Origin of the sequence: Allobosea robiniae (assembly GCF_900102525.1) — a bacterium.
Taxonomy (GTDB): domain Bacteria; phylum Pseudomonadota; class Alphaproteobacteria; order Rhizobiales; family Beijerinckiaceae; genus Allobosea; species Allobosea robiniae.
The window spans coordinates 512,738-536,397 of record NZ_FNBZ01000001.1; the positions used below are offsets into that span (position 1 = coordinate 512,738).

Here is a 23,660-nt window from a genome sequence, read left to right on the forward strand (position 1 = left end):
GCCCTTGTGGCGAGCATCCACGCCTTGGACACCGCATTCGATCGACGAAGCGAAGACGTGGATGATCGGGACAAGCCCGACCATGACGACACAAGGCCTCACGCCGTCGCGCCGGCCTTCACCAGCTTGTAGGTGATCGAGTCGACCAGCGCCTGGAAGGAAGCGTCGATGATGTTGGCGCTGACGCCGACCGTGGTCCAGCGCTCGCCCGTCTCGTCGCCGGACTCGATCAGCACGCGCGTTACGGCATCGGTGCCGCCCTGGAAGATGCGGACCTTGTAGTCGACCAGCCGCAAGCCCCCGATCAGCGACTGGTAGCGGCCGAGATCCTTGCGGAGCGCGATATCGAGCGCGTTGACCGGGCCGGCATCGCCCTCCGCCGCCGAGATCAGTACCTCGTCGCCGACCTTCACCTTCACGATCGCCTCGGAGAAGGTGACGAGCTCGCCCAGCGCATTGTGGCGGCGCTCGACATTCACGGCGAAACGCTCGACCGCGAAATAATCCGGGACCTCGCCAAGAATGCGCTTCACCAGCAGGAAGAACGAGGCGTCGGCACCTTCGAAGGCATAGCCCTGTGCCTCCTTGTCCTTGACCTCCTGCAGCACGCGGTTGAGGCGCGGATCGTCGCGGCCGAGCGTGACGCCGATGCGCTCCAGCTCGGCGACGAGGTTCGACTTGCCACCCTGATCGGAGATCAGGACCTTGCGGGTGTTGCCGGTCGCCTCCGGCGCGACATGCTCGTAGGTGCGCGGATCCTTCAGCACCGCGGAAGCGTGGATGCCGGCCTTGGTCGCAAAAGCCGAGGCGCCGACGAAGGGCGCATGGCGGTTCGGGGCGCGGTTCAGCATCTCGTCCAGCGCGCGCGAGACATGGGTCAATTCGCCGAGCTGATCCTCGTCGACACCTAGTTCGAAGCGGCCGCGATAGCGCTCCTTGAGCTTGAGCGCGCCGATCAGCGTGACGAGATTGGCGTTGCCGCAGCGCTCGCCGAGCCCGTTCAGCGTGCCCTGGATCTGGCGCGCGCCGGCCTCGACGGCGGTGAGCGAGTTGGCGACGGCGCAGCCGCAATCGTCATGGGCGTGGATGCCGAGATTGTCGCCGGGAACGACCTTCGCGACTTCGCGCACGATCGCACCGACCTCATCAGGCAATGTGCCGCCATTGGTGTCGCAGAGCACGACCCAGCGGGCGCCAGCCTCATAGGCGGTGCGGGCGCAGGCGAGCGCGTAGTCCGGATTGGCCTTGTAGCCATCGAAGAAATGCTCGCAATCGAGCATCACCTCGCGGCCGGCGGCCTTCGCCGCTTCGACGCTCTCGCGGATGCCGGCAAGGTTCTCCTCCAGCGAAATCTCGAGCGCGACATGGACATGATAATCCCAGGCCTTGGCGACGAAGACGATGGCGTCAGCCTTCGCCTCCAGCAGCGCGGCGATGCCGGGGTCGTTCGCGGCCGAGCGCCCTGCCCGCTTGGTCATGCCGAAAGCGGCGAATTTCGCCTGCTTCGTCGCTTTCTGCTCGAAGAAGGCGGTATCCAGCGGATTGGCGCCGGGATAGCCGCCCTCGACATAATCGACGCCGAGGCGGTCGAGCAGCGCCGCGACCGCGCGCTTGTCGTCGAGCGAGAAATCGACGCCCGTGGTCTGGGCACCGTCGCGCAGCGTCGTGTCGAAGAGATGGACGCGGGCCGCGCTCATCGCTCCCGCCTCAATTTGAAGCGAACGACGCGCGGCACAACCATCGCCAGCATGACCAGCTTGATGGCGAAGGAGAGCGAGCCAGCCGGGCGGATCTTCGGGCTCATCGCTTCACCTCCCAGTTGGTCGTCGGCTCGCCGGTGGCGGGGTCCTTGCCGTCCTTGAGCGCGATGCCCATCGCGGCGAGCTCGTCGCGGAGACGATCGGACTCGGCGAAGTTCTTCGCGCGGCGGGCGTCGAGACGGGCCGCGATTAGGCGCTCCACCTCGGGCGCGACGACGGCGGGGGCCGCCACTTCCGGCAGAGCGATGCCAAGCAGGTCGAGGCCGGCCAGCAGCGCCGGCAGGTCCCCCGCCTTGCGCAAGGCATGCAGCTCAGCCAGCACGCGGGCGGTATTGAGATCGTCCGCGAGTGCGTCGAGCAGTTCGGCCGAGGGCTTGGACGCCACCGCGCCCTGCGCGGCTTCCGCCCAGTCCTGCAGCGTCTTCTCCGCCTCTTCCAGCGCCTTCACCGTCCAATCGATCGGCTGGCGGTAATGCGTCTTGAGCATCGCAAGGCGCAGGACCTCGCCTGGCCATTTGCGACCGCCGAAGACATCCGTTTCCAGCAGTTCGTTGATGGTGACGAAGTTGCCGAGGCTCTTCGACATCTTCTCGCCCTCGACCTGCAGGAAGCCGTTATGCATCCAGATATTGGCCATGCGCGACTGCCCCTCGCCACCGCCAAAGGCGCAGCAGGACTGGGCGATCTCGTTCTCATGATGCGGGAAGACGAGATCGATGCCGCCGCCATGGATGTCGAAGACGTTCTTCTCGGGATCGTCGCAGGTGAGACCGCCGCCGAAAGGGGTCAGCAGCTTCGCCATCGACATGGCCGAGCATTCGATATGCCAGCCGGGACGGCCGGGCGTGGCGATGCCGGCCGGCGACGGCCAGCCGGGATCGATGCCATCACGGCTCGGCTTCCAGAGCACGAAATCCATCGCGTCGCGCTTATAGGGCGCGACATCGACGCGGGCGCCGGCCAGCATCTCGTCGAGCGAGCGGCGGGCAAGCGTGCCGTATTTCGGCGCCTTCACGAGATGCGCCACGGCCGGGACGTGGAAGAGCACATGCTCCTCGGCGACATAAGCGACGCCGCGCGCGATCAGGCGCTCGATGATCGCCTTCATCTCCTCGATATGCTCGGTGGCGCGCGGCTCCGTCGTCGGCCGCAGCGTGCCGAGCGCATCGATATCGGCGTGGAACTGCGCCGTCGTCGTCTCAGTGACCCTGGCAATCGCCTCGTTCAGCTTCAGGCCGGGATAGTCACGCGCTGCACGGGCGTTGATCTTGTCGTCGACGTCCGTGAGGTTGCGGGCATAGGTGACCTGCTCAGCGCCGTAGATATGGCGGAGCAGCCGGTAAAGCACGTCGAAGACGATGACCGGGCGGGCATTGCCGATATGGGCGTAGTCGTAGACCGTCGGGCCACAGACATACATGCGGACATTCGACGGATCGATCGGCGCGAAGTCCTGCTTCGTGCGCGTCAGCGTGTTGTAGAGCCTCAGGGTCGGCGACATCGGGGCGAAATCCTGGAACGAAACGAACGGCGAAATACGAAAAAGGGCCTGGCCGCTGGCCGGGGCGCTTTTGTCGGTTCGTTTTCAGGACGAGGACGTGAGCAGCCGGCCAGCGAAAGCTAGCGGCAAATAATGCAGAGGCTGTTGATGGCGGCTCGCGTCATGGGAGGAACTGATTGCCTTTCCGCGGGCTTTCCGTCAAGAGGGCGCCCGATTGCTGCAATGCAGCATCGCCTCGATATTGCCGCAGTTCATTCAAATTTAACCGGGCGGAACCATCCTCCCGATTCGCGGGCTCTCCGTCCGCGATCCATCAGGAACTTCACCTCATGCGCCGCGCCGTGGCCTTTGTCGGATTGCTCGGGGTCGTCGCCGCCGGCATCTCGCTCTCGATCATGCCGAGCAGCCGCTCAGCCGCCGCAAGCGAGCCGCGCACTTTCCTGATCCCGGCCAGCGACGGCTACGGCGTCGCCGACTGCATCTCCTCCAGGGCCGAATGCGGCCAGATCGTCGCGAACGCCTGGTGCGAATCGCAGGGCTTCGGCAAGGCGGTCACCTTCGGCGTCGCCGCCCGCGAGGATTTCACCGGATCGGTGACGAAGCAGAGCCCGGCGCAACTGGCCGAGCAGCCGCTCAGCATCACCTGCGGCGAGTAAGACAAGCCCATAATCTACCGAGCCCTCATCCAGAGGAGCGCTCCGCAGGAGCGCGTCTCGAAGGATGCTTCAGGAGGCTCTAGAGATAACTGGAACATCCTTCGAGACGCAGCCTTCGGCTGCTCCTCAGGATGAGGGCTGGTATATTCCGAGCCCCGTTTCGTGGCGAGCGCCCGGCCTCACCGAATCCAGTCCGAGCATTTCGGCGGCTCGCCCGAATTGCCCCAGGGCATGATCGGCACGGTCGAGGTCGAGTTCTGCGGCGAGCCGTCGATCAGCTTGTCTGTATAGACGAGATAGACCAGCACGTTGCGCTTGGCATCGCAGCCGCGCACGATCTGCATCTTCTTCCAGACCAGCGAACGCCGCTCACGGAAGACGACATCGCCCTGCTCGGCCTTTTCCTTGAACTTGATCGGACCGACCTGGCGGCAGGCGAGCGAGACCTCGGAGACCTCCTCGGCAACGCCGAACATGCCGGAGACGCCGCCCTTTTCGGGCACGGTGTAATGGCAGGCCACGCCCTCGACGATGGGATCGTCGACGCCATAGACGGCGAGCTTGTCGTTCGGCGTCAGCATCTTCCAGACGGTCGACTTGCGGAAGATCAGGTCTTCCTGCGCCATCGCCGGACCGGCGCAGGCGAGACCGAGGAGGAGCATGGCTGGCAGGCGGCGGGACAGGCTCATCGTGAACTCCGGCAGGTCTCGAACGGGGCGGGCTTCGGGCCGACGCGATATGGTAGCGCTCGCGCCGGAATGCCAGCCTCGCAGCGCGCCGTCACTGCTTGAAGAAGGTGCCGTAACCTTCCAGCGCCTTGACGCGCTCGGCGATCACCGCCGCACGGCAGAGCGGGAAGTGCAGCACCTGCCCTTCCCGCCCCCAATCGTCGCTGCGGTAGAACAGGCAGCTCGTCTCCTTGAAGGCGTTCCAGGCGCGCTGCTCGTCGAGCAGGTTCTTTCGCGTCTCGTCCGGCAGCCCGGCAAAGACCCGCTTCCAGGCTCCGTTGAGTCGCCCGTCCTCGCGCTTCAGCAGGTCAGCGCCGCAGGTGGCCCAGGACGTGTTCGTGCCGTCGGACGCGGCGATGCAGCGGTCATGCTCGGCATCGGCCACCGCCGGCCGAGCCAGGCAGAGGCACAGGCCTCCCCAGAGCAGAAGCGCAGGCAGTCGTCGTCTCATCACGCATCTCCCTCCAGCGGCCATCAACCCGCCAGCGGCTTGAAGACGAGATAGGCGGCGGCGAGCGCACCGACGACGCCGAGGGCGAAGAGAACCAGCTTCAGCCGGGTCATGGTGCTGGCGAAGGCGACATTGCCGCCATCGACCTGCGGGTAGCGATCGAGCAGCCGCGCCACGGCGAAATTCTCCGCGACATCGCAGAGTCCGCCGATGAGCCAGCCACCGCCGCAGAGCGCCGCCACCCACCAGGGCTGCCCGCGCAGACTGAGGCCAGCGACGATGAGGGCGCCGACGATCGCATAGGTGAAGGCGCAGGCGACATCGGCCGGCAGCACGCGGTTGCGGTAACGCGCGCGCTTGTCCTCGCCATAGAGCGTGAAGAGCTTCTCGACATCGGCGACGCTGTAGCCGTCCCAGTCGCTTTCCAGCATGCGCGGCACGCCCTGACGGTTCGACCAGACACCGACCGCCCAGAACAGCAGCACCACCAGGACCGGCCCCCAGACGAAGAAGGCCAGCGGGATGGCGGTCGAATAGAACGGCACGGTCTCGGTCATGGCGTCTCGGCTCTCGCGTCTGGGATCGGCGCTGCGGTCGCAACGTTATCCGGCCGCCCGGCTGCCGCCAAGCCGTGGCAGCCGGGAACTCGATCAACCGTGGGGCAGGATTTCCTGCTCGATCGCACCGAAGATCGAATGGCCGGCGGCATCCTTCATCTCGATGCGGACGGTGTCGCCGAAGCGCAGGAAGGGCGTCTTCGGTTCGCCGCTCCGTATCGCCTCGACCATGCGCTGCTCGGCGATGCAGGCATAGCCGCGCCCGCCCTCGGCAACAGGTCGACCGGGCCCGCCATCGGCGTCGCGATTGGAGACCGTGCCGGCGCCGATGATCGTGCCGGCGGAGAGACGGCGCGTCGCGGCGGCATGGGCGATCAGCGTGCCGAAATCGAAGGTCATGTCGGCGCCGGCATCGGGCTTGCCGAAGAGCGTGCCGTTGACCAGTGCGAGCAGCGGCAGATGCAGCCGGCCCTCACGCCAGGCCTCGCCCAGCTCGTCCGGCGTCACCGTGACCGGAGAATAGGCCGAGGACGGCTTCGACTGAACGAAGCCGAAGCCTTTCGCCAATTCGCCGGGAATTCGATTCCGCAGGCTCACGTCGTTGACGAGCATGATGAGACGGATCGACCCGAGTGCTTCCTCGCGGGTCGCGCCCATCGGCACGTCGCCGGTGACGACCGCGATCTCGGCCTCGAAATCGATGCCGTCCTCCTCGCTGCGGGCCTGCACGGCCTGGCGCGGGCCGAGCGAGGCATCGCTGCCGCCCTGGTACATCAGCGGATCGGTCCAGAAGCTCTCCGGCATGGTCGCTCCCCGCGCCTTCCGGACGAGATCGACATGATTCACATAGGCCGAGCCGTCGAGCCATTGATAGGCGCGCGGCAGCGGCGCGGCGCAGTCATGCTCGTGGAAGCGGAAGGACGGGACAGAGCCGTGCTCGAGCCCCTCGGCGAGATCGGCGAGGCGCGGGGCGTGGCGGCCCCAGTCGTCAAGCGCCGCCTGCAGCGTCGGCACGACCGGAAAGGCATCGGTGGCGCGGGTCAGATCCCTGGAGACGACGACGAGACGGCCGTCACGGCCATGCGCGAGCGAGGCAAGCTTCATGTCTTTTCATTCCTTCCCGGACGCGCCAATAAAGGCATAACCAGCCTTCGGGAGGAAACCATATGGAACGTCGCAGCTTTTTGAAATCGGGGGCACTGGCCGCCGCCGCGACGACGGTCGCGATGCCGGCGATCGCGCAGTCGCAGCCCGAGGTGAAATGGCGGCTGACGTCGAGCTTCCCGAAATCGCTCGACACGATCTTCGGCACGGCCCAGCAATTCTCGAAGCTCGTCTCCGAGGCGACGGACGGCAAGTTCGAGATCCAGGTCTTCGCGCCCGGCGAGATCGTGCCCGGCCTGCAGGCACTCGACGCGGTCTCGTCCGGCACGGTCGAATGCGCGCATTCGCCGACCTATTTCTACATCGGCAAGGACCCGACGCTGGGCCTCGGCACCGGCATCCCCTTCGGACTCAACGCCCGCCAGCAGCATAGCTGGTGGTTCTTCGGCGGCGGCGAGCAGATCGTGAACGGCGTGCTCGACCGCTTCAACGCCTATGCGATCCCCTGCGGCAATTCCGGCTGCCAGATGGGCGGCTTCTTCCGCAACGAATTGAAGAGCATCGACGATCTCAAGGGCCTGAAGTTCCGCATCGGCGGCATGGGCGGGGCGGTTCTCGCCAAGCTCGGCGTGGTGCCGACGCAGATCGCGCCCGGTGACGTCTATCCGGCGCTGGAGCGCGGTGCGATCGACGCGGCCGAATTCGTCGGCCCCTATGACGACGAGAAGCTCGGCTTCATCCGCGTCGCCAAATACTACTATTATCCCGGCTGGTGGGAGGGCGGCGCGATGCTGCACCTGATCATCGGCAAGGACGCCTGGGCCAAGCTGCCGAAGCACTATCAGGCAATCGTCCAGAACGCCTGCGAGGCCGCCAATAACTGGATGCTGGCCAAATACGACTTCGTGAATCCGGGCGGCCTGCGCCGTCTCGTGGCGCAGGGCGCGCAACTCAAGGCCTTCCCGCTGCCGGTAATGGAAGCGGCGCTGAAGGCGGCCGAAGAATATTATGCCGAGACCAGCGCCAAGAGCCCGGACTTCAAGAAGGGCTACGATTCGATGGTCGCCTTCCGCGGCGAGAACCTGCTCTGGTGGCAGATCGCGGAACTGTCCTACGACTCGTTCATGAACCGGCTGAAGGCGCGCTGAAGCGTGGCCGGATCATCGCCATGACAAGGAAACCATCCGCCCCCCCGGAAGAACAGGCGCTCCATCTGGAGCGCTTCCTGCCCTATCGCCTCAACGTCGTCGGCACGCTCGGCGGACGCGCACTCGGGCGCATCTATGGCGAACGCTTCGGCATCGGCATCCCGGAATGGCGGGTGGTCGCGCAGCTCGGCGAGTTCGGCAAGCTGACCTCGCGCGACATCGGCGAGCTCGCCCAGATGCACAAGACCAAGGTCTCTCGCGCCGTCGGCGAACTGGAGAAGCGCGGGCTGGTCTCGCGCGCCGAGAACCGGCAGGACCGGCGCGAATCCTTCGTCGCGCTGACGCCGGCGGGCAAGCGCATCTACGACCAGATCGTACCGCTGGCGCTCGGCTTCGAAGCCCGCTGGATCGACGGCATCGCGCCCGACGAGCTCAAGGTGTTCGAGCGCGTGCTCTCGACGCTGACGGAGCGCGGCCGGCACCTGGCCGGGAATTATCGCGAGGAAGACGGGGCTTAAGCGCCCCGCCGCTCAGAAATACTGCGCCAGATTGCGCCGGATGCGCTGCGCCGGGTCCTCGCCCTTCGGCGGATAGGCGAAAGCCGTGCCCGTGATCGCCTCATAGGCCCGGACATAGACCGCCGACGTTTGGTCGATCAGCTCCTGCGGGATCGGCGGCAGGTCCTGCGTATAAGGATCGCAGCGCGCCACAACCCAGTTGCGCACGAAATCCTTGTCGAAGGATTCGGGCTTTCCGCCGGCAGCGAAGCGCTCGGGATAGGTTTCCGCGAACCAGTAGCGGCTGGAATCCGGCGTGTGGATCTCGTCGGCCAGCACGATGCGGCCCTCGGCATCGGTGCCGAACTCGTATTTGGTGTCGGCAAGGATCAGCCCGCGCTCGCGGGCGAGCTTCTGGCCGCGGGCGAAAAGCGCCAGCGCATAGGCCGAAACCTCGTCCCATTGCTTCTGCGTCAGCAGACCCTCGCCGACGATCTGCGCGGCCGAGAGCGGCTCGTCATGGCCGCCGTCGAAAGCCTTGCTGGTCGGGGTGATGATCGCCTGCGGTAGCGCCTCATTGTCGCGCAGGCCCTCCGGCAGCGTCATACCGTACATCTCGCGCCGGCCCTGCTTGTACATGGTCAGGATCGAGGTGCCGGTCGTGCCGGCGAGATAGCCGCGCACCACCATCTCGACGGGCAGGATCTCCAGCCGCCGGCCGACCACCACGTTCGGGTCCGGGTATTCCAGCACATGGTTGGGGCAGATATCGGCGGTCTGCTCGAACCAGTAGCGCGCCGTCTGCGTCAGCACCTGGCCCTTCAGCGGAATCGCGGCGATCGCCCGGTCGAAGGCGGAGAGCCGGTCGGTCGAGATCAGGATGCGGCGGTTGTCGGGCAGGTCGTAATTCTCGCGGACCTTGCCGCGATAATAGTTCGGCAGCTCCGGGATGACGGCTTCGTGAAGAGGCAGATAATCGGACATGGGCGGGGCTTGCCTCGTTGGCGCTGCACGGAAGGCCGGCGCGGCCTTGCCGCTGCCACAGGTCTTCTAACCAGAACGGAAGTTTTCCACCATCGGCGCGGCGCATGCGTCCCCGGATTGCTGCGCCTGCCTGAATGTGGCATGCGAGGCCCTCGCGATGGAGCGTCCCCGCGGCCTATCAGGCGAGGCTCCGCTCCATAGTTCCGTCGTGTTTGGCGGGTGTTCTAGACCAAAGCTCCCGAACAGGGCCGGCCCGCCGGCTCGACCATGGATGACGTGACCCGACCCGCGATGATGCTGCGACTTTCCAGACGCTTCGGCATGGCCCTTCTGATGCTGGCGGCCCTCGGTGGCACCGCTGTGGCGCAGTCGGCGTCCTGCAATGCCTGGCGAGCCGAGCTGGACGGCCTTCAGGGCCGGAGCGGCAGCGATCCCCGTGCGGCGCAGGCCGCGCGGCGCGTCGGCGCCCAGCTCGCGCGCCTCAGCGACCAGTACCGCTCGATGGGTTGCGACCGCGGCTTCAGCTTCTTCGATTCGGCGCCGCCGCAATGCAATTTCATCCGCCAGCAGCTCGGCCAGTTGCAGAACCAGTACGGCGCGCTGCAGCGCCAGGCGGAAGGCGGCGGCATCGAGCAGCGCCGGGCCCAGCTCGCGGCGGCCATCAACAACAACTGCCGGGGGCAGCCGCGCGGTTTCTTCGACACGATCTTCGGGCGCGATCCAGGCCCCGGCGAAATCGATTCGACCCTGCCCGAACTCGACCCCGAGCAGCCGACCGAGCCGGCCAAGCCGCGCCTGGGCGGCCCGCAGACCGTCTGCGTCCGGACCTGCGACGGCTTCTTCTTCCCGCTCTCGAACAATACCGGCAATGGCGACGAGATGTGCCAGGCGCTCTGCCCGGGCACCGAGACGCTGGCCTATGGCATGAGCACCGGCGGCGACATCCAGAACGCTGCCTCGCGCGCGACCGGCCAGCCCTATTCCTCGCTGGCCAATGCCGGCAAATATACCCGCAGCTTCGATGCCGCCTGCACCTGCCGCGGGCAGGGACAGAGCTGGTCGGCCGCCCTCAAGGATGCCGAATACCTGCTCGACAAGCGCAAGGGCGACGTCATCGTCAGCGAGCAGCGCGCCGCCGAACTGTCGCGCCCGAAGCCCGATCCCAAGCGCAAGGGAGCAGCCGCCCAGGCGGTGGCGCCGGCGCCGGCCCCTGTTCCGGAAATCCCGGACGAGAAGCCGATGCCATCCGAGGATTCGCCGACATCCGGCACCGAATCGGCCGGCGTCGGCCCCGATGCGGTGGGTGAGAAAGTGCTCGACAAGAAGGACGGGTTGAAGAGCGAATCGCGCAGCACGACCGGCGAGCGCCGCGCGGTGCGGATCGTCGCGCCCAATCTCGCGCCCAACCTGAGCCCGCAGGTCGCGCGGCCCTGAAGGCGAAAAGTTCCATGCCAGCGACGCATGGAAGACCACCCCGGAACGGCACGCCGGCTGCTGGACGCATAGCCGAAACCGCCGCATAACAGGGCCATCCAAGCCGCCTCCGGGAGGCCGCCAGACCCGTCCCGCGGCCCTCGCGCCGCGCGCCCGCTTCTGACGCTCCCCAGCTCAGAAGGCCGCCATGTCCGAGACAACTGCGACACCTCCCGCCCATCCCATCGAATTCGGCGATGCCAAACGCCGCCTCAAGGCGATCTTCATCGGCTCGGTCGGCAATCTCGTCGAGTGGTACGATTTCTACGCCTATACGGCCTTCGCGCTTTATTTCGCGCCGGCGTTCTTTCCCTCGCATGATCCGGTGGTGCAACAGCTCAACGCCGCGACCTTGTTCGCGGCGGGCTTCATCGTACGGCCGATCGGCGGCTGGCTTTTCGGCCATCTCGCCGATCGCTATGGCCGGCGGCTCTCGCTGATGGTGTCAGTGCTGATGATGTGTTTCGGCTCACTGATCATCGCCTTCACCCCGACCTATGCGACGATCGGCTTCGCGGCACCGGCCCTGCTGGCGCTGGCGCGCATCATCGAAGGCCTGAGCCTCGGCGGCGAATACGGGGCGAGCGCGACCTATCTCACCGAAATCGCCGATCCCGAGCATCGCGGCTTCTATTCGAGCTTCCAGTACGTGACGCTGATCGGCGGCCAGCTCACCGCGATCCTGGTGCTGCTGCTGCTCCAGAACGTCTTCCTGACGCATGAGCAGCTCGTCGACTGGGGCTGGCGCATCCCCTTCGTCATCGGCGCGATTCTCGCCGTCACCGCGATGTTCATGCGCCGGCATATGCACGAGACCGAATCCTTCGAGGCCGCCAAGGCGACGATGAAGAAGGAAAGCTCGCTCAAGGGCCTGCTGAAATATCCGCGCGAGGTGGCGATCGTGGTCGGCCTGACAGCCGGCGGCACCGCCGCCTTCTACACCTTCACCACCTATATGCAGACCTTCGTCAAGCAGACGGTCGGCCTCTCCGACATCACCACGACCTATGTCATCGCAGGCTCACTGATCTTCGCGGCAGTGCTGCAACCGATCTATGGCGCGATCTCCGACCGGATCGGCCGCAAACCACTGCTGATCTTCTTCGGGCTCGCCGGCACGCTGCTGACCGTGCCGATCCTGACCACGCTGGCCGGGACGAAATCGGCCTTCGTCGCCTTCCTGCTGCTCTGCGGCGCCTGGCTCTTCACGGCGGGCTACACCTCGATCAATGCGGTGGTGAAGGCGGAGCTGTTCCCGACCGCAATCCGGGCCACCGGCGTCGCCGTGCCTTATGCCGTGACGGTCTCGATCTTCGGCGGCACCGCGCCGGCCATCGCGCTGTTCTTCAAGCAGCAGGGCCACGAGCAGTGGTTCTACTACTACCTCGCCGGCATCATCTTCCTGTCGTTCCTGGTCTATTCGACCATGCGCGACACCAAGCACGCCTCGGCGATGGAGCGGCATGAGTGAGGAAAGAGCCGTCATGCCCGGGCTTGTCCCGGGCATCTCGGAAACCACTGCTCTATCCTGAACGAGATTCTCGGATCCGCTGCGCGGCCCGAGAATGACGGCGGGAGCGCTCAGGCGCTCTGGTCGGCCAGCCGCTTCAGCGCCTTCTCCCGGCCGATCAGCGGTAGCAGGGCGGCCAGCTCCGGTCCGTGGTCGAGCCCGGTCAGGGCCTGGCGCAGCGGCATGAACAGTGCCTTGCCCTTGGCACCCGTCGCGGCCGAGACGGCTTGCGTCCAGCTCTTCCAGGTCGTGGCATCGAAGGGCTCTGCCGGCAGCAGCTCAGCCGCCGTCGCGGCAAAGCCCGGATCCGCGATCACCGGTGTGACCGGCCCCTGCACGACGCGCCACCACTGGGCGGCCTCGTCCAGCTTCGCGAGATTGCCGCGCACGGCCTGCCAGAACGCCTCGTCGACCGGGAGGCCGAGCGCAGCCAACCGCTCCGATACCGCTGCCAGTGGCAACTGATGCAGCGTGCGAGCGCTCAGTGTCTCCAGCTCGTGCTCGTCGAACTTAGCCGGCGCGCGCGAGACATGGGCGAGTTCGACCAACCCGGTGAGCTCGTCCAGGCTCGCGACCGGGCGCACCGCATCGGAGGTGCCGACCAGCGTCGCGAGCGCCGCCACGGCCAGCGCCTCGACGCCGGTCTCGCGCAGGCCGCGCAGCGAGAGATGTCCGAGGCGCTTCGACAGTCCCTCGCCGCTCGCCGTGGTCAGCAGGTTGTGATGGCCGAAGACGGGCAGGCTCGCGCCGAGTGCCTCGAAGATTTGAGCCTGGACCGCGGTGTTCGTGACATGGTCCTCGCCGCGGATGACATGGGTCACGCCGGTCTCGATGTCATCGACGACGGAGGGCAGCGTGTAGAGATAGCTGCCGTCTTCGCGCACCAGAACCGGGTCCGAAAGCGAGGCGCAATCGACATGCGAGGCGCCGCGGACCAGATCGTCCCAGGCGACCTCGCGGGCCTCCAGCAGGAAGCGCCAATGAGGTTTACGTCCTTCCGCCGCGAAGGCCGCCTTCTGCTCGTCGGTGAGCTTCAGCGCGGCGCGGTCGTAGATCGGCGGCAGGCCGCGGGCGAGCTGGCGCTTGCGGCGCCGGTCGAGTTCGTCTGCCGTCTCGTAGCAGGGGTAGAGCCGCCCTGCCCCGCGCAGGCGCTCGGCTGCGGCGTCATAGATCGCCAGCCGCTCTGACTGGCGGATCACCTGATCGGGCACGATCCCGAGCCAGCCCAGGTCCTCGGCGATGGCCTCGGCATATTCCGCCTTCGAGCGGGCGATATCGGTATCGTCGTAGCGCAGCAGGAAGCGGCCGCCATGCCGGCGGGCGAACAGCCAGTTGAACAACGCCGGCCGGGCATTGCCGATATGGAGGTAGCCGGTGGGCGACGGCGCGAAGCGAACCAGAGGCCGAATTGCAGCAGACAGTGTCATGGCCCGGCTTATGGCGCGTTTGCCGGCACGCGACAATCGCGTCGTTGACCGAAGTTCCCCATCGTTAACCCGACATTAGGGTTACCGAGGCATGAATCATCCCTGGAGCAGGGTGAAACGGGTGGAACCGGACCGCTGCTCGGGGAGATCAGGATGCGCATCCGTTCCATCGCGCCAAGCTTCGGGCTCATCGCCCTCGCCGCCACGACACTTACCGCCCCCGCACTCGCCGCCGATTATCCGGTGCTGCGCGGCTCGCAGATCGAGGACGCGCCACCGGCTCCGACATTCTCCGGCGGATCCTACAATTGGTCGGGTTTCTATCTCGGTGGCTTCGGTGGCCTCTCGCAAACACGTTTTCGCACCGACAAGGGCGTTCTCGACATCGCCAGAGGCGCCTATAACGGCACCACTGTCCTGAACGAGCTCGATCCAGGACAGCTCGTCCTCACCTCGCCCCGCAGCGATCGTGGCACAAGCTTCGGCGTGTTCGCCGGGTACAACATGGCTTTCGGCGATGCGGTCATCGGCTTCGAGGCGGAGTACTCCCGCATCGACCAGTCCACATCCGCATCCACGCTGGAAGCGCGCCTGCTGAGCTCTGGTGCAATGGCGATCGCCTCCGTCCAGAATGCGCGATTGAACGACTACGTCAACGCCCGTATCCGCCTCGGCTATGCCTACGGCATGTGGATGCCGTACTTCACGGCCGGCGCCGCCGCCGGCCGCTTCGACACCAACGTCGCCGTCGCTGCCGGTTGGGCAAACGCCAACGGAAACAATTACTTCGGCTGGCCGCGCATTCTTGGCGGGGCGAAGAAGGACGTCTGGGGCTACGGCTATTCGGTGGGCGGTGGTTTGGAAGCCGCCCTCACCGACAACTTTGTGGTCCGCGGCGAGTATCTGTTCAGCAGCTTCAACGACGTCGAAGGCGTGACGGTCAACGTCAATACCGCCCGTGTCGGCGCCGCCCTGAAATTCTGAGCGATCATCGACGGACTGTAAAAAAGGCCGGGGCGAAAGCCCCGGCCTTTTCTTTTTCGTTCGCTGGCGAAACGCCCTACTCGGCCGCCTCGACCTCGGGCCGCGCCCGGCCGGCGCGCTGGCGCTTGACCAGCTCGGCGACGATGAAGGCGAGCTCCAGCGCCTGCTCTGCGTTGAGGCGCGGATCGCAGAACGTGTGGTAGCGGTCGTTGAGGTCCGCATCGGTCATGCCGCGGGCGCCGCCGGTGCATTCGGTGACGTTCTTGCCAGTCATTTCCAGATGCAGGCCGCCGGCATGGGTGCCTTCGGCCTCATGGACGGCGAAGAAGTTCCTCACCTCGCCCAGGATCAGGTCGAAGGGCCGGGTCTTGTAGCCGCTCGCGGCCTTGACCGTGTTGCCGTGCATCGGGTCGCAGGACCAGACGACGTTGCGGCCTTCCCGCTTCGTCGCCCGCACCAGCGCCGGCAGATGGTCGAAGACCTTGTCGGCGCCGAAGCGCGCGATCAGCGTCAGCCGCCCCGCCTGGTTCTGCGGATCGAGCACGTCGATCAGCTTGAGCAGGCCATCGACCGTGGTCGAGGGGCCGCATTTCAGGCCGATCGGGTTCTTGATGCCGCGGAAGAACTCGACATGGGCATGATCGATCTGACGCGTGCGGTCGCCGATCCAGACCATGTGGCCGGAGGTGGCGTACCATTCGCCGGTCGTCGAATCCGTCCGCGTCATCGCCTGCTCGTAGCCGAGCAGCAGCGCCTCGTGGCTGGTGTAGAAGTCGGTCGTGCGCATCTCCGGATGGGTCTCCGGATCGATGCCGATGGCGCGCATGAAGTCCAGCGCCTCGGTGATGCGCTCGGCCACCTCCTGGTAGCGATGCGACTGCGGGCTATCCTTGACGAAGCCGAGCATCCAGCGATGCGCGTTGTCGAGGTTGGCATAGCCGCCGGTCGCGAAGGCGCGGATCAGGTTCAGCGTCGCCGCCGACTGACGATAGCCCTCGAGCTGGCGACGCGGATCGGGGATGCGCGCCTCGGCCGTGAACTCGTTATCGTTGACGATGTCGCCTTTGTAGCTCGGCAGCTCGACGCCGCCGATCGTCTCGGTCGGGGCCGAGCGCGGCTTGGCGAACTGGCCGGCGATACGGCCGACCTTCACCACCGGCGAGCCGCCAGCGAAGGTCAGGACGACCGCCATCTGCAGGAACAGCCGGAAGAAATCGCGGATATTGTCGGCCGAATGCTCGGCGAAGCTCTCGGCGCAGTCGCCCCCCTGCAGCAGGAAGGCCTCGCCGGCGGCGACCTTGCTCAACGCCCGTTTGAGCTTGCGCGCCTCGCCTGCAAAAACGAGCGGCGGAAAGCCGGCGAGCTGCTGCTCGACCGCCTTCAAGGCTGCCTGGTCCGGATATTCCGGAATCTGCTGGACGGGCTTGGCCCTCCAGCTCTCTGGCGTCCACCGCTCGGACATGGGACTACGTGCTCCTGACTGTGAGATCGCGCAACGTTAACCTCTTGGTAGCGCGAAGGGGCGGCTATACACCGATGATGTGGGAATGACCACCATCTGGCGGAAGGCCGCGCTCCCGGCAGCGTCGTCGCTCAGCGAACGCATCGGAAAAGGCGATTCTCCGCAACGAAATAGCGGAAGCCGTTGACCTATCGCGGCAACGGCCTGCCACCCTGATTCAAGCGCTTCACAGAGCGATTCAACGCAGCGGCGGGAACGAGCTTTGTCATTCTCGGGCTTCGCGAAGCGAAGAACCCGGAATGACAAAGGTGGCTCGTTGCCTCAGCCCGCCCGCGGCGTGCGCATCGTCACCAGCTCTTCCGCTGCGCTGGGATGCAGCGCGATGGTGCGGTCGAAATCGGCCTTGGTCGCACCCATCGTCACGGCGATCGCGACGGCCTGGACGATCTCGCCGGCATCGTGGCCGAGGATATGGACGCCGAGCACCTTGTCCGACTGCGCGTCGACGACGAGCTTCATGTAGATGCGCTCCTGCCGGCCGGAGATCGTCGCCTTCATCGGGCGGAAGCCGGATTCGAAGACGGTGACCTTGTGCCCCGCCGCTATGGCCTGCTCCTCCGACAGGCCGACAGTGCCGACCTCCGGCGTCGTGAAGACGGCCGAGGCGATGGTGGCATGGTCGACGGTCCAGTTCCGGCTGCCGAAGGTACTGTCGGCGAAGGCGTGGCCCTCGCGGATCGCGACCGGCGTCAGGTTGACCCGGTTGGTCACGTCGCCGACGGCATGGATCGAGGGCACGCTGCTGGCCGATGCCGCATCGACCTCGATCTCGCCGAGCGAGCCGAGCGCGACGCCGGCCTGCTCCAGGCCAAGGCCGCGCGTATTCGGCCTGCGGCCGGTGGCGACGAGGACGATATCGGCGTCGATCGGCGCCCCCTTGGCGCAATGAGCGCGGCGGGCACCGTCCGGCAGTTCCTCGATCCGCTCGATCGTGCAGCCGAGCCGCAGGGTGATGCCGGCATGGACGAGCGCGTCGCGCAGGCGGTTGCGGATGTCCTCGTCGAAGCCGCGCAGGATGTTGTCGCCCCGGTGCAGCACTGTCACCGCGACGCCCAGGCGGGCGAAGAGGCTGGCGAATTCGAGCGCGATATAGCCGCCGCCGACGACCAGCAGGCGCTTCGGCAGCGCCGGCAGATGGAAGATCTCGTTGGAGGAGATGCCGAGCTCGCCACCGGGGATCGGCGGATCGAAGGAGGGCCAGCCACCGGTCGCGACGAGGATGTGACGGGCGCGGATGACCTCGCCGCTCTTCGCCAGCCGGACCCGATGCGGCCCCTCGACGACGGCGCGCTCCTCGCGGATCTCGACCTTGGCGCCCTCAAGCCCCTTGCGATAGAGGCCGGACAGGCGCGTGACCTCGTTGGCCACGGCATCGCGCAATGTCGGCCAGTCGAAGACAGGCGCCTGCGGCAGCGTCCAGCCGAAGCCGGCGGCGTCCTCGAAATCCTCGGCGAAGCGGCTGGCATAGACGAAGAGCTTCTTGGGCACGCAGCCGCGGATGACGCAGGTGCCGCCGATCCGGTCCTCCTCGGCGATCATCACGCGGGCGCCATGGCCGGCGGCGATGCGCGCCGCACGCGTGCCGCCTGAACCCGCCCCGATGACGAAGAGATCGACGTCGAACTCAGCCATGATATCCTCTCAATCGTGCCGATCGGCAGACGGCACGCCGCAGAAAAACCAGACGGCCGCCAGCGCCAGCGCGGCGATCCACCACCCCTGCCAGGCCCCGTGCGCCACCGTCGCCACCCCGAAGGCGCAGGCTGCCAGCGCCAGGCGCGGTGCAAGGTCGCGCGCCGGCAGATGCCTCAGGCGCCACAGCAGCGCCAGACCAGCCAGCGTCAGCAGGGCCGCACCGATCGCGCCCGTCTCGACCCAGGCCTGGACCGGCGCACTGTGCGGATGACCGACCGCGAGCAATTGGCGGCGCGGCGGCGAAACTTCAAGCGCCACCGGATGACGATCCAGTGTGGGCGACGTGCCGAAGCCGGAGCCCAGCACGGGGCGCGCCCGGATGGCCTCGCCGAAGCTCAGCCAGATGTCGACCCGGTCGCGCGAATGGGAATTGGCGAGCCGTTCATGCAGGGATTGCGGCAGCGCTTCATCACCGAGGCGCCCCATCACCGGCGCCAGCGCCATCGTGGCGACGAAACCCAGGGCGACGAGCGCGAGCATCAGGCGGGGCAGCAGTCGGGCGGCGAGCCAGGTCAGCGCGAGAAGCAGGAAACCGAGGCCGGCCGCCCCGCTCTCGGAATCGAAGGAGATCATGGCGACGACCACGACCGCAGCCGCCGCCAGCAGCCAGTCCAGCGCGCTGCCGCGCCACCGCAAGGAGAGCCCCGCAACCGCAACGGGCAGCAGGACAAGGCAGGTCAGCACGGGGCGGTTGAAGATGTAGGTGACCTGCTTGCCGATATCGAGCGCGATGCGTACGGACAGGTTGGTTGCGAGTTCTGCCATCATCAGGACCCCTGCAAGGGCGATCGCAACCGCCAGAGCGCGGCTTTCCCGCCGATCCGGATGGAAGCGGCCGCTGGCAGCGATGACGAGGCCGCTCGCCATCGGCAGGGCGAGCTCGCCCCACATCGCCAGGCTCGGCCCCATGCGGTGGCTCCAGGCGATGGTGGCCAGCGACCAGAGCAGGAAACCGCCGAGCGCCAGCCCGGCCGGCGCAAGCAGCCGTGCCCGGAGACGCTGCAGAAGCGAGGACCAGCCCTCAGCCGCGACCACCGACGCGAGAAAGCACAGGGCAGCCAATCCCAGGACAAGCGGAGCGGAGCGGTTCGCGAGCCACATGGCCAGCGGCAATGCGATCAACAGGCCCGTGCCGAGACGCACGAGACGCCGCGACAGAATCGGCTCAGAAGGCGGGAAGCCGGGAATTATCGGGGGGCTCATGGCCTGCGCTTACGCGATCCTGCCGGGCGCGGCCAGTGGCAGCCCTGAACAATCGATCGAGTCGTAGAACCAAAGGCATAGAAGATGCGGCGAAAACGCCCTGTCGTCGAAAATTCTTGACTTCCGATTATGCAATCAGGCGCAATTGACGACCGGCGCGGCAAGGTGCCACAGGCGGAGCGCCTCAAGAAACCCGGGGGCAAAGCCCCGCAAGCGGAGGAATTCATGCTGACATCCATCCTGAAGCGCACGGCCCTGACGGCGGTGGCCCTGGCTGCCCTCTCGACGGCGGCCTTCGCCCAGCTCGCCGAGCTGAAGATCATGGCCCCCGCGGCGCCGGGCGGCGGTTGGGACGGCACGGCCCGCTCGATGCAGCAGGCGCTGACGGCCGCCGGCATCGTCAAGAGCGTGCAGGTCAACAACGTGACCGGCGCGGGCGGCACCATCGGCCTCGCCCAGCTGATCGGCGCCAAGGGCGCCGGCGACCAGCTGATGGTCAACGGCTTCGTCATGGTCGGCGCCATCCTACTCAACAAGTCACCGGTCAACCTGACCCAGGTCACGCCGATCGCGCGCCTCACCGCCGAGGCCGAAGTCATCGTCGTGCCGACGGAATCGCCGCTCAAGACCGCCAAGGACCTGGCCGAGCGCCTGAAGGCTGACCCGGCGAAGGTGACCTGGGCCGGCGGCTCGGCCGGCGGTACCGACCACATCCTCGCGGCGCTGTTCGCGAAGGCTGTCGGCGCCGACGCCAAGAAGATCAACTACATCCCGTTCTCGGGCGGCGGCGAGGCCCTAGCGGCGATGCTCGGCGGGCGCGTCACGGCCGGCGTCTCCGGCTATGGCGAGTTCGAGGGTCAGATCAAGGCCGGCAAGCTGCGCGTGCTCGCGGTCTCCTCGCCCAAGCGCCTCGAGAACGCGCCTGACGCGCCGACGCTGCAGGAGCAGGGCATCGATCTCGAGCTCCTGAACTGGCGCTCTGTCGTGGCGCCTCCCGGCCTCTCCGCCGAGCAGACCAAGGCCCTGACCGACACGGTCGAGAAGATGGTCAAGTCGAAGGAATGGCAGGAAATCCTCAAGGCCCGCGGCTGGGACGATTCCTTCCTCGGCGGCGCCGCTTTCGACACCTTCCTGAAGGGCGAGATCGAACGCGTCTCCAAGGTCATGGTCGATGTCGGCCTGGTGAAGTAAGCCAGCACCGCACCAGAACCAGCAGGGGCCGGGAAACCGGCCCCTTTTCCAACCGCCAGAAGCGCCAAGAACGACGCCGGCCACCACTGCGGGAACGCCATGACCAACGACACGCGCACGCAAGGTGCCAACAAGCCGGCCCTGCTGGTGGGCGTCCTGCTGCTGATCGTCGCCGCCTTCGTCGGCTACGACGCCTCCCAGCAGACGATCACCTCCACATACGGCGTCGGCCCGACGGCCATGCCCTATGTCGTCGCGGCGGGGCTCGTCATCCTCGGCCTGGCGCATTTCGTGGTCGCCTTCCGCGAGGGCCTGCCGCGGCCCGAGGAGGCCGACAGCAAGGCCCTGCTCTGGATCGCGGGCGGCCTGATCTTCCTGATCGCCTGCATCGGGCTCGGCGGCGGCTTCATCATCGCCATCGCCGTGGTCTTCGCCTGCACCGCCCGCGGCATGGGCCGGCAGGGCCTGCTGGTCGACGCCGTGATCGGCTTCGTGCTCGGCCTCGTCATCTACCTCGTCTTCGCCAAGCTCCTGACGCTGATCCTGCCGTCGGGTCCGCTCGAGCGCCTGTTCCTCTGAGGAGAGCCCGACATGGATACGATGCTCTCCCTGATGCACGGTTTCGGCGTCGCCTTCGAGCCCGCCAAGCTGATGTTCTGCCTGATCGGCGTCTTCCTCGGCACGGCCGTCGGCGTGCTGCCGGGCATCGGCCCGGCGCTGACCGTGGCGCTACTGCTGCCGGTGACGTTCAAGCTCGATCCGGCCGGGTCGCTGATCATGTTCGCCGGCATCTACTATGGCGGCATGTATGGCGGCTCGACCACCGCGATCCTGCTCAATGCGCCGGGCGAAAGCGCCTCGCTCGCGACCGCGCTCGAAGGTTCCAAGATGGCCAAGGCCGGCCGTGGCGGACCGGCGCTCGCGACCTCGGCGATCGGCTCCTTCGTCGCCGGCCTGATCGCGACGATCGGCCTTGCGTTCCTGGCGCCCTGGCTCGTCCAGATCGCGGTGAAATTCGGGCCCTGGGACTATTTCGCGCTGATGATCGTCGCCTTCGTCACGGTCTCCGCGACATTCGGCGACTCGCCACTGCGCGGCCTGACGAGCCTGTTCCTCGGCATCACGCTGGGCCTGATCGGCATCGACAAGCTCACCGGCCAGGCGCGCCTGACCTTCGGCGTGCCGGAACTGCTCAACGGCGTCGAGGTCACGACGCTCGCCGTCGGCCTGTTCGCGGTGGGCGAGGCCTTCTACGTCGCCTCCAAGCGCTTCCGCGACCCCGAGGAGATCATTCCGATCAAGGGCTCGCTGTGGATGACCAAGGAAGACTGGAAGCGCTCCTGGGCGCCCTGGCTGCGCGGCACCGCCTTCGGTTTCCCGATCGGCGCCCTGCCGGCCGGCGGCGCCGAGGTGCCGACCTTCCTGAGCTATTCGACCGAAAAGAAGCTCTGCAAATACCCGGACGAGTTCGGCAAGGGCGCGATCGAGGGCGTCGCCGGACCGGAAGCGGCCAACAACGCCTCGGCCGCCGGCACGCTGGTGCCGCTGCTGACGCTCGGCCTGCCGACCTCGGCGACGGCGGCGATCATGCTCGCCGGTTTCCAGCAATACGGGCTGAATCCCGGCCCGCTGCTCTTCGCCGAGAAGCCTGACCTGGTCTGGGGCCTGATCGCCTCGCTCTTCGTCGCCAACGTCATGCTGGTGATCCTCAACCTGCCGCTGATCGGCCTTTGGGTCCGTTTGCTGGCGATCCCGCAGCCCTGGCTCTATGCCGGCATCATCGTCTTCGCGACGATGGGCACGCTGGCGGTCAACAGCTCGCCGGTCGAGCTCGGCATGCTCTTCGCCTTCGGCTTCATGGGCTATCTGATGCGCCGCTACGACTATCCGGTGGCGCCGATGGTCGTCGGGCTCATCCTCGGCCCGATGGCGGAGGCGCAGTTGCGCCGCGCGCTGCAGATCAGCCTCGGCGATCCGATGATCCTCCTGGAGAACCCGATCTCGGCGACGCTGCTCGGCATCGCCTTCCTGGCGCTGGTGGCACCGTTCGCGATGAAGGGGCTGAACCGCTTTAAGGCTTCCGAGGACTGACGAAGCCGAGCCGGATGAGGCTCTCGCCCGTGGCGACGAGAGCCTCCGCGGCCGGGCGCGGCTGCCAGCCCAGCATGGCCTGCGCCTTGGCGCTCGTCGCATTCTTGCTGCGGCCGAGTTCGGGTGTCGCCGCCTGACGCGCGGTCGCGCTGAAGCGCGCTGCGAAACGCACCAGCCAGTCCGGCAGCACGCGGGTCGAGACGCGCGCGGCATTCTCGCCAAGGCCATCCTTCAGCGCCTGGGCAATCGCCTGCATCGTCATGAAGTCGCCGGCCGTGGCCAGAAAGCGTTCGCCGGCTGCCGCCGCGTCGGTCATGGCGCGCAGATGCAGGTCGGCGACATCGCGCACGTCGACCACGCCGAACATCAGGCGCGGCACCGCCCAGAGCCGGCCGTCCAGCATGGTCTTGACCAGCAGGATCGAAGCCGACAGGTCCCGACCGAGCAGCGGTCCGAAGATGCCGACGGGGTTAACGACCGAAAGCTCCAGCCCCTGCCCTTCGCCGTCGACGAAATCCCAGGCAGCCCGCTCGGCCAACGCCTTGGATTTCGGATAGGCAGCCAGCCCCGGCGCGGCCGCGTTCGTCCAGTCGCGCTCGTCATAGGGGCGCTTCACGGCGCGACCATAGCCGATCGCGGCAAAGGACGAGGTCAGCACGACGCGCCTCACCCCGGCCCGGTGCGCCGCCCGCAGGACGCGCTGCGTCCCGTCCCGCGCCGGGCGGATCAGTTCGTCCTCATCCTTCGGTGCGGCGGCGGCCAGCGGCGAGGCCACGTGCTGGACATAGGCGCAACCGGATGCTGCCTCGACCCAGCCTTCGTCCCTCATCAGGTCTGCGACCGCGACCTGCAGGCGGTCGCCGGCATCCATCCCCGCCGAGCGCAACGCCTCCCGGAGAGGGGCTTCGCGGGCCGGGTCGCGCAGCGTCGCGCGAACGTCGTAACCGGCTTCGAGCAGCGACAGGATGCAGTGCCCGGCAAGGAAGCCGGAGCCTCCGGTCACGAGGACGAGATCGCGGGTCATGTCGCCGGCTCCGGTGTTTCAGTTCGAGCGTCCGGCCATAACGCCCGCTTCGCCATGACGCCAGAGCGCAACCGGCCAGTGGACAGAGCAGGCCAGCCGATGAACCATCGCGGCGAAACTGTGTTGTCCCAGAGCCGGCATCGCCATCGATGCC

General features: G+C 67.0%; 21 protein-coding genes. 9 read left to right on the forward strand and 12 right to left on the reverse strand.

All coding sequences use genetic code 11. From position 1 onward, the window contains the following. Window positions 1-98 precede the first annotated feature (98 nt). Together cimA and cysS are read right to left on the reverse strand one after the other, a co-directional pair. On the reverse strand, window positions 99-1,697 hold the full coding sequence (gene cimA / locus BLQ70_RS02300) for a citramalate synthase (RefSeq protein WP_091855650.1): 1,599 nt from the start codon (window positions 1,695-1,697) through the stop codon (window positions 99-101). 103 nt (window positions 1,698-1,800) lie between these two features. Further along, window positions 1,801-3,261, reverse strand: coding sequence for a cysteine--tRNA ligase (gene cysS / locus BLQ70_RS02305; protein ID WP_091855651.1), 1,461 nt, complete (start codon window positions 3,259-3,261; stop codon window positions 1,801-1,803). Window positions 3,262-3,590: 329 nt separating this feature from the next. Between cysS and BLQ70_RS02310 the strand changes: the two genes are divergently transcribed. Beyond that, on the forward strand, window positions 3,591-3,917 hold the full coding sequence (locus BLQ70_RS02310; protein ID WP_061964262.1) for a hypothetical protein: 327 nt from the start codon (window positions 3,591-3,593) through the stop codon (window positions 3,915-3,917). A gap of 179 nt (window positions 3,918-4,096) precedes the next feature. Here the strand turns inward: BLQ70_RS02310 and BLQ70_RS02315 are convergent, their stop codons facing one another. The 4 genes from BLQ70_RS02315 to BLQ70_RS02330 all read right to left on the reverse strand — a co-directional run bounded on the left by BLQ70_RS02315 (window position 4,097) and on the right by BLQ70_RS02330 (window position 6,757). Beyond that, a complete protein-coding gene (locus tag BLQ70_RS02315; protein ID WP_091855652.1) occupies window positions 4,097-4,606 on the reverse strand; it encodes a CreA family protein in 510 nt (169 codons plus the stop codon). Between the two features lie 91 nt (window positions 4,607-4,697). Beyond that, window positions 4,698-5,096, reverse strand: a complete 399-nt coding sequence (locus tag BLQ70_RS02320; RefSeq protein ID WP_061964266.1) for a lysozyme inhibitor LprI family protein — start codon at window positions 5,094-5,096, stop codon at window positions 4,698-4,700. A 23-nt stretch (window positions 5,097-5,119) separates the two neighbouring features. Continuing rightward, complete coding sequence (locus BLQ70_RS02325) at window positions 5,120-5,653, reverse strand: hypothetical protein (protein ID WP_091855653.1); 534 nt, start codon at window positions 5,651-5,653, stop codon at window positions 5,120-5,122. A 93-nt stretch (window positions 5,654-5,746) separates the two neighbouring features. Further along, window positions 5,747-6,757, reverse strand: coding sequence for a fumarylacetoacetate hydrolase family protein (locus BLQ70_RS02330; RefSeq protein ID WP_091855654.1), 1,011 nt, complete (start codon window positions 6,755-6,757; stop codon window positions 5,747-5,749). Between the two features lie 62 nt (window positions 6,758-6,819). Between BLQ70_RS02330 and BLQ70_RS02335 the strand changes: the two genes are divergently transcribed. Together BLQ70_RS02335 and BLQ70_RS02340 are read left to right on the forward strand one after the other, a co-directional pair. Further along, window positions 6,820-7,905 carry a TRAP transporter substrate-binding protein gene (locus BLQ70_RS02335; protein ID WP_091855655.1) on the forward strand — a complete coding sequence of 362 codons (1,086 nt, stop codon included), beginning with the start codon at window positions 6,820-6,822 and terminating at the stop codon, window positions 7,903-7,905. 20 nt (window positions 7,906-7,925) lie between these two features. After that, window positions 7,926-8,423 carry a MarR family winged helix-turn-helix transcriptional regulator gene (locus BLQ70_RS02340; protein WP_061964274.1) on the forward strand — a complete coding sequence of 166 codons (498 nt, stop codon included), beginning with the start codon at window positions 7,926-7,928 and terminating at the stop codon, window positions 8,421-8,423. Window positions 8,424-8,435: 12 nt separating this feature from the next. On the opposite strand, the gene BLQ70_RS02345 is transcribed toward BLQ70_RS02340, so the two are convergent. Then, complete coding sequence (locus tag BLQ70_RS02345) at window positions 8,436-9,386, reverse strand: phosphoribosylaminoimidazolesuccinocarboxamide synthase (RefSeq protein WP_061964276.1); 951 nt, start codon at window positions 9,384-9,386, stop codon at window positions 8,436-8,438. 321 nt (window positions 9,387-9,707) lie between these two features. On the opposite strand from BLQ70_RS02345, the gene BLQ70_RS02350 reads away from it, so the two are divergent. Beyond that, complete coding sequence (locus tag BLQ70_RS02350) at window positions 9,708-10,820, forward strand: DUF2865 domain-containing protein (protein ID WP_162766322.1); 1,113 nt, start codon at window positions 9,708-9,710, stop codon at window positions 10,818-10,820. A 187-nt stretch (window positions 10,821-11,007) separates the two neighbouring features. Beyond that, complete coding sequence (locus tag BLQ70_RS02355) at window positions 11,008-12,330, forward strand: MFS transporter (protein WP_091855657.1); 1,323 nt, start codon at window positions 11,008-11,010, stop codon at window positions 12,328-12,330. Between the two features lie 110 nt (window positions 12,331-12,440). Here the strand turns inward: BLQ70_RS02355 and gltX are convergent, their stop codons facing one another. Further along, a complete protein-coding gene (gltX, locus tag BLQ70_RS02360) occupies window positions 12,441-13,796 on the reverse strand; it encodes a glutamate--tRNA ligase (protein WP_091855658.1) in 1,356 nt (451 codons plus the stop codon). A gap of 153 nt (window positions 13,797-13,949) precedes the next feature. On the opposite strand from gltX, the gene BLQ70_RS02365 reads away from it, so the two are divergent. Further along, on the forward strand, window positions 13,950-14,780 hold the full coding sequence (locus BLQ70_RS02365; protein ID WP_091855659.1) for an outer membrane protein: 831 nt from the start codon (window positions 13,950-13,952) through the stop codon (window positions 14,778-14,780). Between the two features lie 76 nt (window positions 14,781-14,856). On the opposite strand, the gene BLQ70_RS02370 is transcribed toward BLQ70_RS02365, so the two are convergent. From BLQ70_RS02370 to BLQ70_RS02380, 3 genes are all read right to left on the reverse strand, one after another. After that, entirely contained in the window at window positions 14,857-16,242 is a 1,386-nt protein-coding gene (locus tag BLQ70_RS02370) for a class II 3-deoxy-7-phosphoheptulonate synthase (protein ID WP_061964286.1), read from the reverse strand. 321 nt (window positions 16,243-16,563) lie between these two features. Beyond that, window positions 16,564-17,934, reverse strand: coding sequence for a glutathione-disulfide reductase (gene gor / locus BLQ70_RS02375; RefSeq protein WP_091855660.1), 1,371 nt, complete (start codon window positions 17,932-17,934; stop codon window positions 16,564-16,566). Window positions 17,935-17,943: 9 nt separating this feature from the next. Further along, window positions 17,944-19,200 carry an O-antigen ligase family protein gene (locus BLQ70_RS02380; protein ID WP_091855661.1) on the reverse strand — a complete coding sequence of 419 codons (1,257 nt, stop codon included), beginning with the start codon at window positions 19,198-19,200 and terminating at the stop codon, window positions 17,944-17,946. 225 nt (window positions 19,201-19,425) lie between these two features. Between BLQ70_RS02380 and BLQ70_RS02385 the strand changes: the two genes are divergently transcribed. The 3 genes from BLQ70_RS02385 (at window position 19,426) to BLQ70_RS02395 (ending at window position 22,482) form a co-directional block, all read left to right on the forward strand. Then, complete coding sequence (locus BLQ70_RS02385) at window positions 19,426-20,391, forward strand: Bug family tripartite tricarboxylate transporter substrate binding protein (protein ID WP_091856144.1); 966 nt, start codon at window positions 19,426-19,428, stop codon at window positions 20,389-20,391. 99 nt (window positions 20,392-20,490) lie between these two features. Beyond that, window positions 20,491-20,970 carry a tripartite tricarboxylate transporter TctB family protein gene (locus BLQ70_RS02390; protein ID WP_061964292.1) on the forward strand — a complete coding sequence of 160 codons (480 nt, stop codon included), beginning with the start codon at window positions 20,491-20,493 and terminating at the stop codon, window positions 20,968-20,970. Window positions 20,971-20,982: 12 nt separating this feature from the next. After that, window positions 20,983-22,482, forward strand: a complete 1,500-nt coding sequence (locus BLQ70_RS02395; protein ID WP_061964294.1) for a tripartite tricarboxylate transporter permease — start codon at window positions 20,983-20,985, stop codon at window positions 22,480-22,482. On the opposite strand, the gene BLQ70_RS02400 is transcribed toward BLQ70_RS02395, so the two are convergent. Continuing rightward, complete coding sequence (locus BLQ70_RS02400; RefSeq protein ID WP_091855662.1) at window positions 22,463-23,506, reverse strand: SDR family oxidoreductase; 1,044 nt, start codon at window positions 23,504-23,506, stop codon at window positions 22,463-22,465. The two genes, BLQ70_RS02395 and BLQ70_RS02400, sit on opposite strands and share 20 nt — an antisense overlap. Between the last annotated feature and the right edge of the window lie 154 nt (window positions 23,507-23,660).

Bases quoted from the DNA above. Each gene is read 5' to 3' on its own strand.
- cimA (WP_091855650.1), bottom strand. From the start codon at position 1,697: ATGAGCGCGGCCCGCGTCCATCTCTTCGACACGACGCTGCGCGACGGT.
- cysS (WP_091855651.1), bottom strand. From the start codon at position 3,261: ATGTCGCCGACCCTGAGGCTCTACAACACGCTGACGCGCACGAAGCAG.
- BLQ70_RS02310 (WP_061964262.1), top strand. From the start codon at position 3,591: ATGCGCCGCGCCGTGGCCTTTGTCGGATTGCTCGGGGTCGTCGCCGCC.
- BLQ70_RS02315 (WP_091855652.1), bottom strand. From the start codon at position 4,606: ATGAGCCTGTCCCGCCGCCTGCCAGCCATGCTCCTCCTCGGTCTCGCC.
- BLQ70_RS02320 (WP_061964266.1), bottom strand. From the start codon at position 5,096: ATGAGACGACGACTGCCTGCGCTTCTGCTCTGGGGAGGCCTGTGCCTC.
- BLQ70_RS02325 (WP_091855653.1), bottom strand. From the start codon at position 5,653: ATGACCGAGACCGTGCCGTTCTATTCGACCGCCATCCCGCTGGCCTTC.
- BLQ70_RS02330 (WP_091855654.1), bottom strand. From the start codon at position 6,757: ATGAAGCTTGCCTCGCTCGCGCATGGCCGTGACGGCCGTCTCGTCGTC.
- BLQ70_RS02335 (WP_091855655.1), top strand. From the start codon at position 6,820: ATGGAACGTCGCAGCTTTTTGAAATCGGGGGCACTGGCCGCCGCCGCG.
- BLQ70_RS02340 (WP_061964274.1), top strand. From the start codon at position 7,926: ATGACAAGGAAACCATCCGCCCCCCCGGAAGAACAGGCGCTCCATCTG.
- BLQ70_RS02345 (WP_061964276.1), bottom strand. From the start codon at position 9,386: ATGTCCGATTATCTGCCTCTTCACGAAGCCGTCATCCCGGAGCTGCCG.
- BLQ70_RS02350 (WP_162766322.1), top strand. From the start codon at position 9,708: ATGGCCCTTCTGATGCTGGCGGCCCTCGGTGGCACCGCTGTGGCGCAG.
- BLQ70_RS02355 (WP_091855657.1), top strand. From the start codon at position 11,008: ATGTCCGAGACAACTGCGACACCTCCCGCCCATCCCATCGAATTCGGC.
- gltX (WP_091855658.1), bottom strand. From the start codon at position 13,796: ATGACACTGTCTGCTGCAATTCGGCCTCTGGTTCGCTTCGCGCCGTCG.
- BLQ70_RS02365 (WP_091855659.1), top strand. From the start codon at position 13,950: ATGCGCATCCGTTCCATCGCGCCAAGCTTCGGGCTCATCGCCCTCGCC.
- BLQ70_RS02370 (WP_061964286.1), bottom strand. From the start codon at position 16,242: ATGTCCGAGCGGTGGACGCCAGAGAGCTGGAGGGCCAAGCCCGTCCAG.
- gor (WP_091855660.1), bottom strand. From the start codon at position 17,934: ATGGCTGAGTTCGACGTCGATCTCTTCGTCATCGGGGCGGGTTCAGGC.
- BLQ70_RS02380 (WP_091855661.1), bottom strand. From the start codon at position 19,200: ATGAGCCCCCCGATAATTCCCGGCTTCCCGCCTTCTGAGCCGATTCTG.
- BLQ70_RS02385 (WP_091856144.1), top strand. From the start codon at position 19,426: ATGCTGACATCCATCCTGAAGCGCACGGCCCTGACGGCGGTGGCCCTG.
- BLQ70_RS02390 (WP_061964292.1), top strand. From the start codon at position 20,491: ATGACCAACGACACGCGCACGCAAGGTGCCAACAAGCCGGCCCTGCTG.
- BLQ70_RS02395 (WP_061964294.1), top strand. From the start codon at position 20,983: ATGGATACGATGCTCTCCCTGATGCACGGTTTCGGCGTCGCCTTCGAG.
- BLQ70_RS02400 (WP_091855662.1), bottom strand. From the start codon at position 23,506: ATGACCCGCGATCTCGTCCTCGTGACCGGAGGCTCCGGCTTCCTTGCC.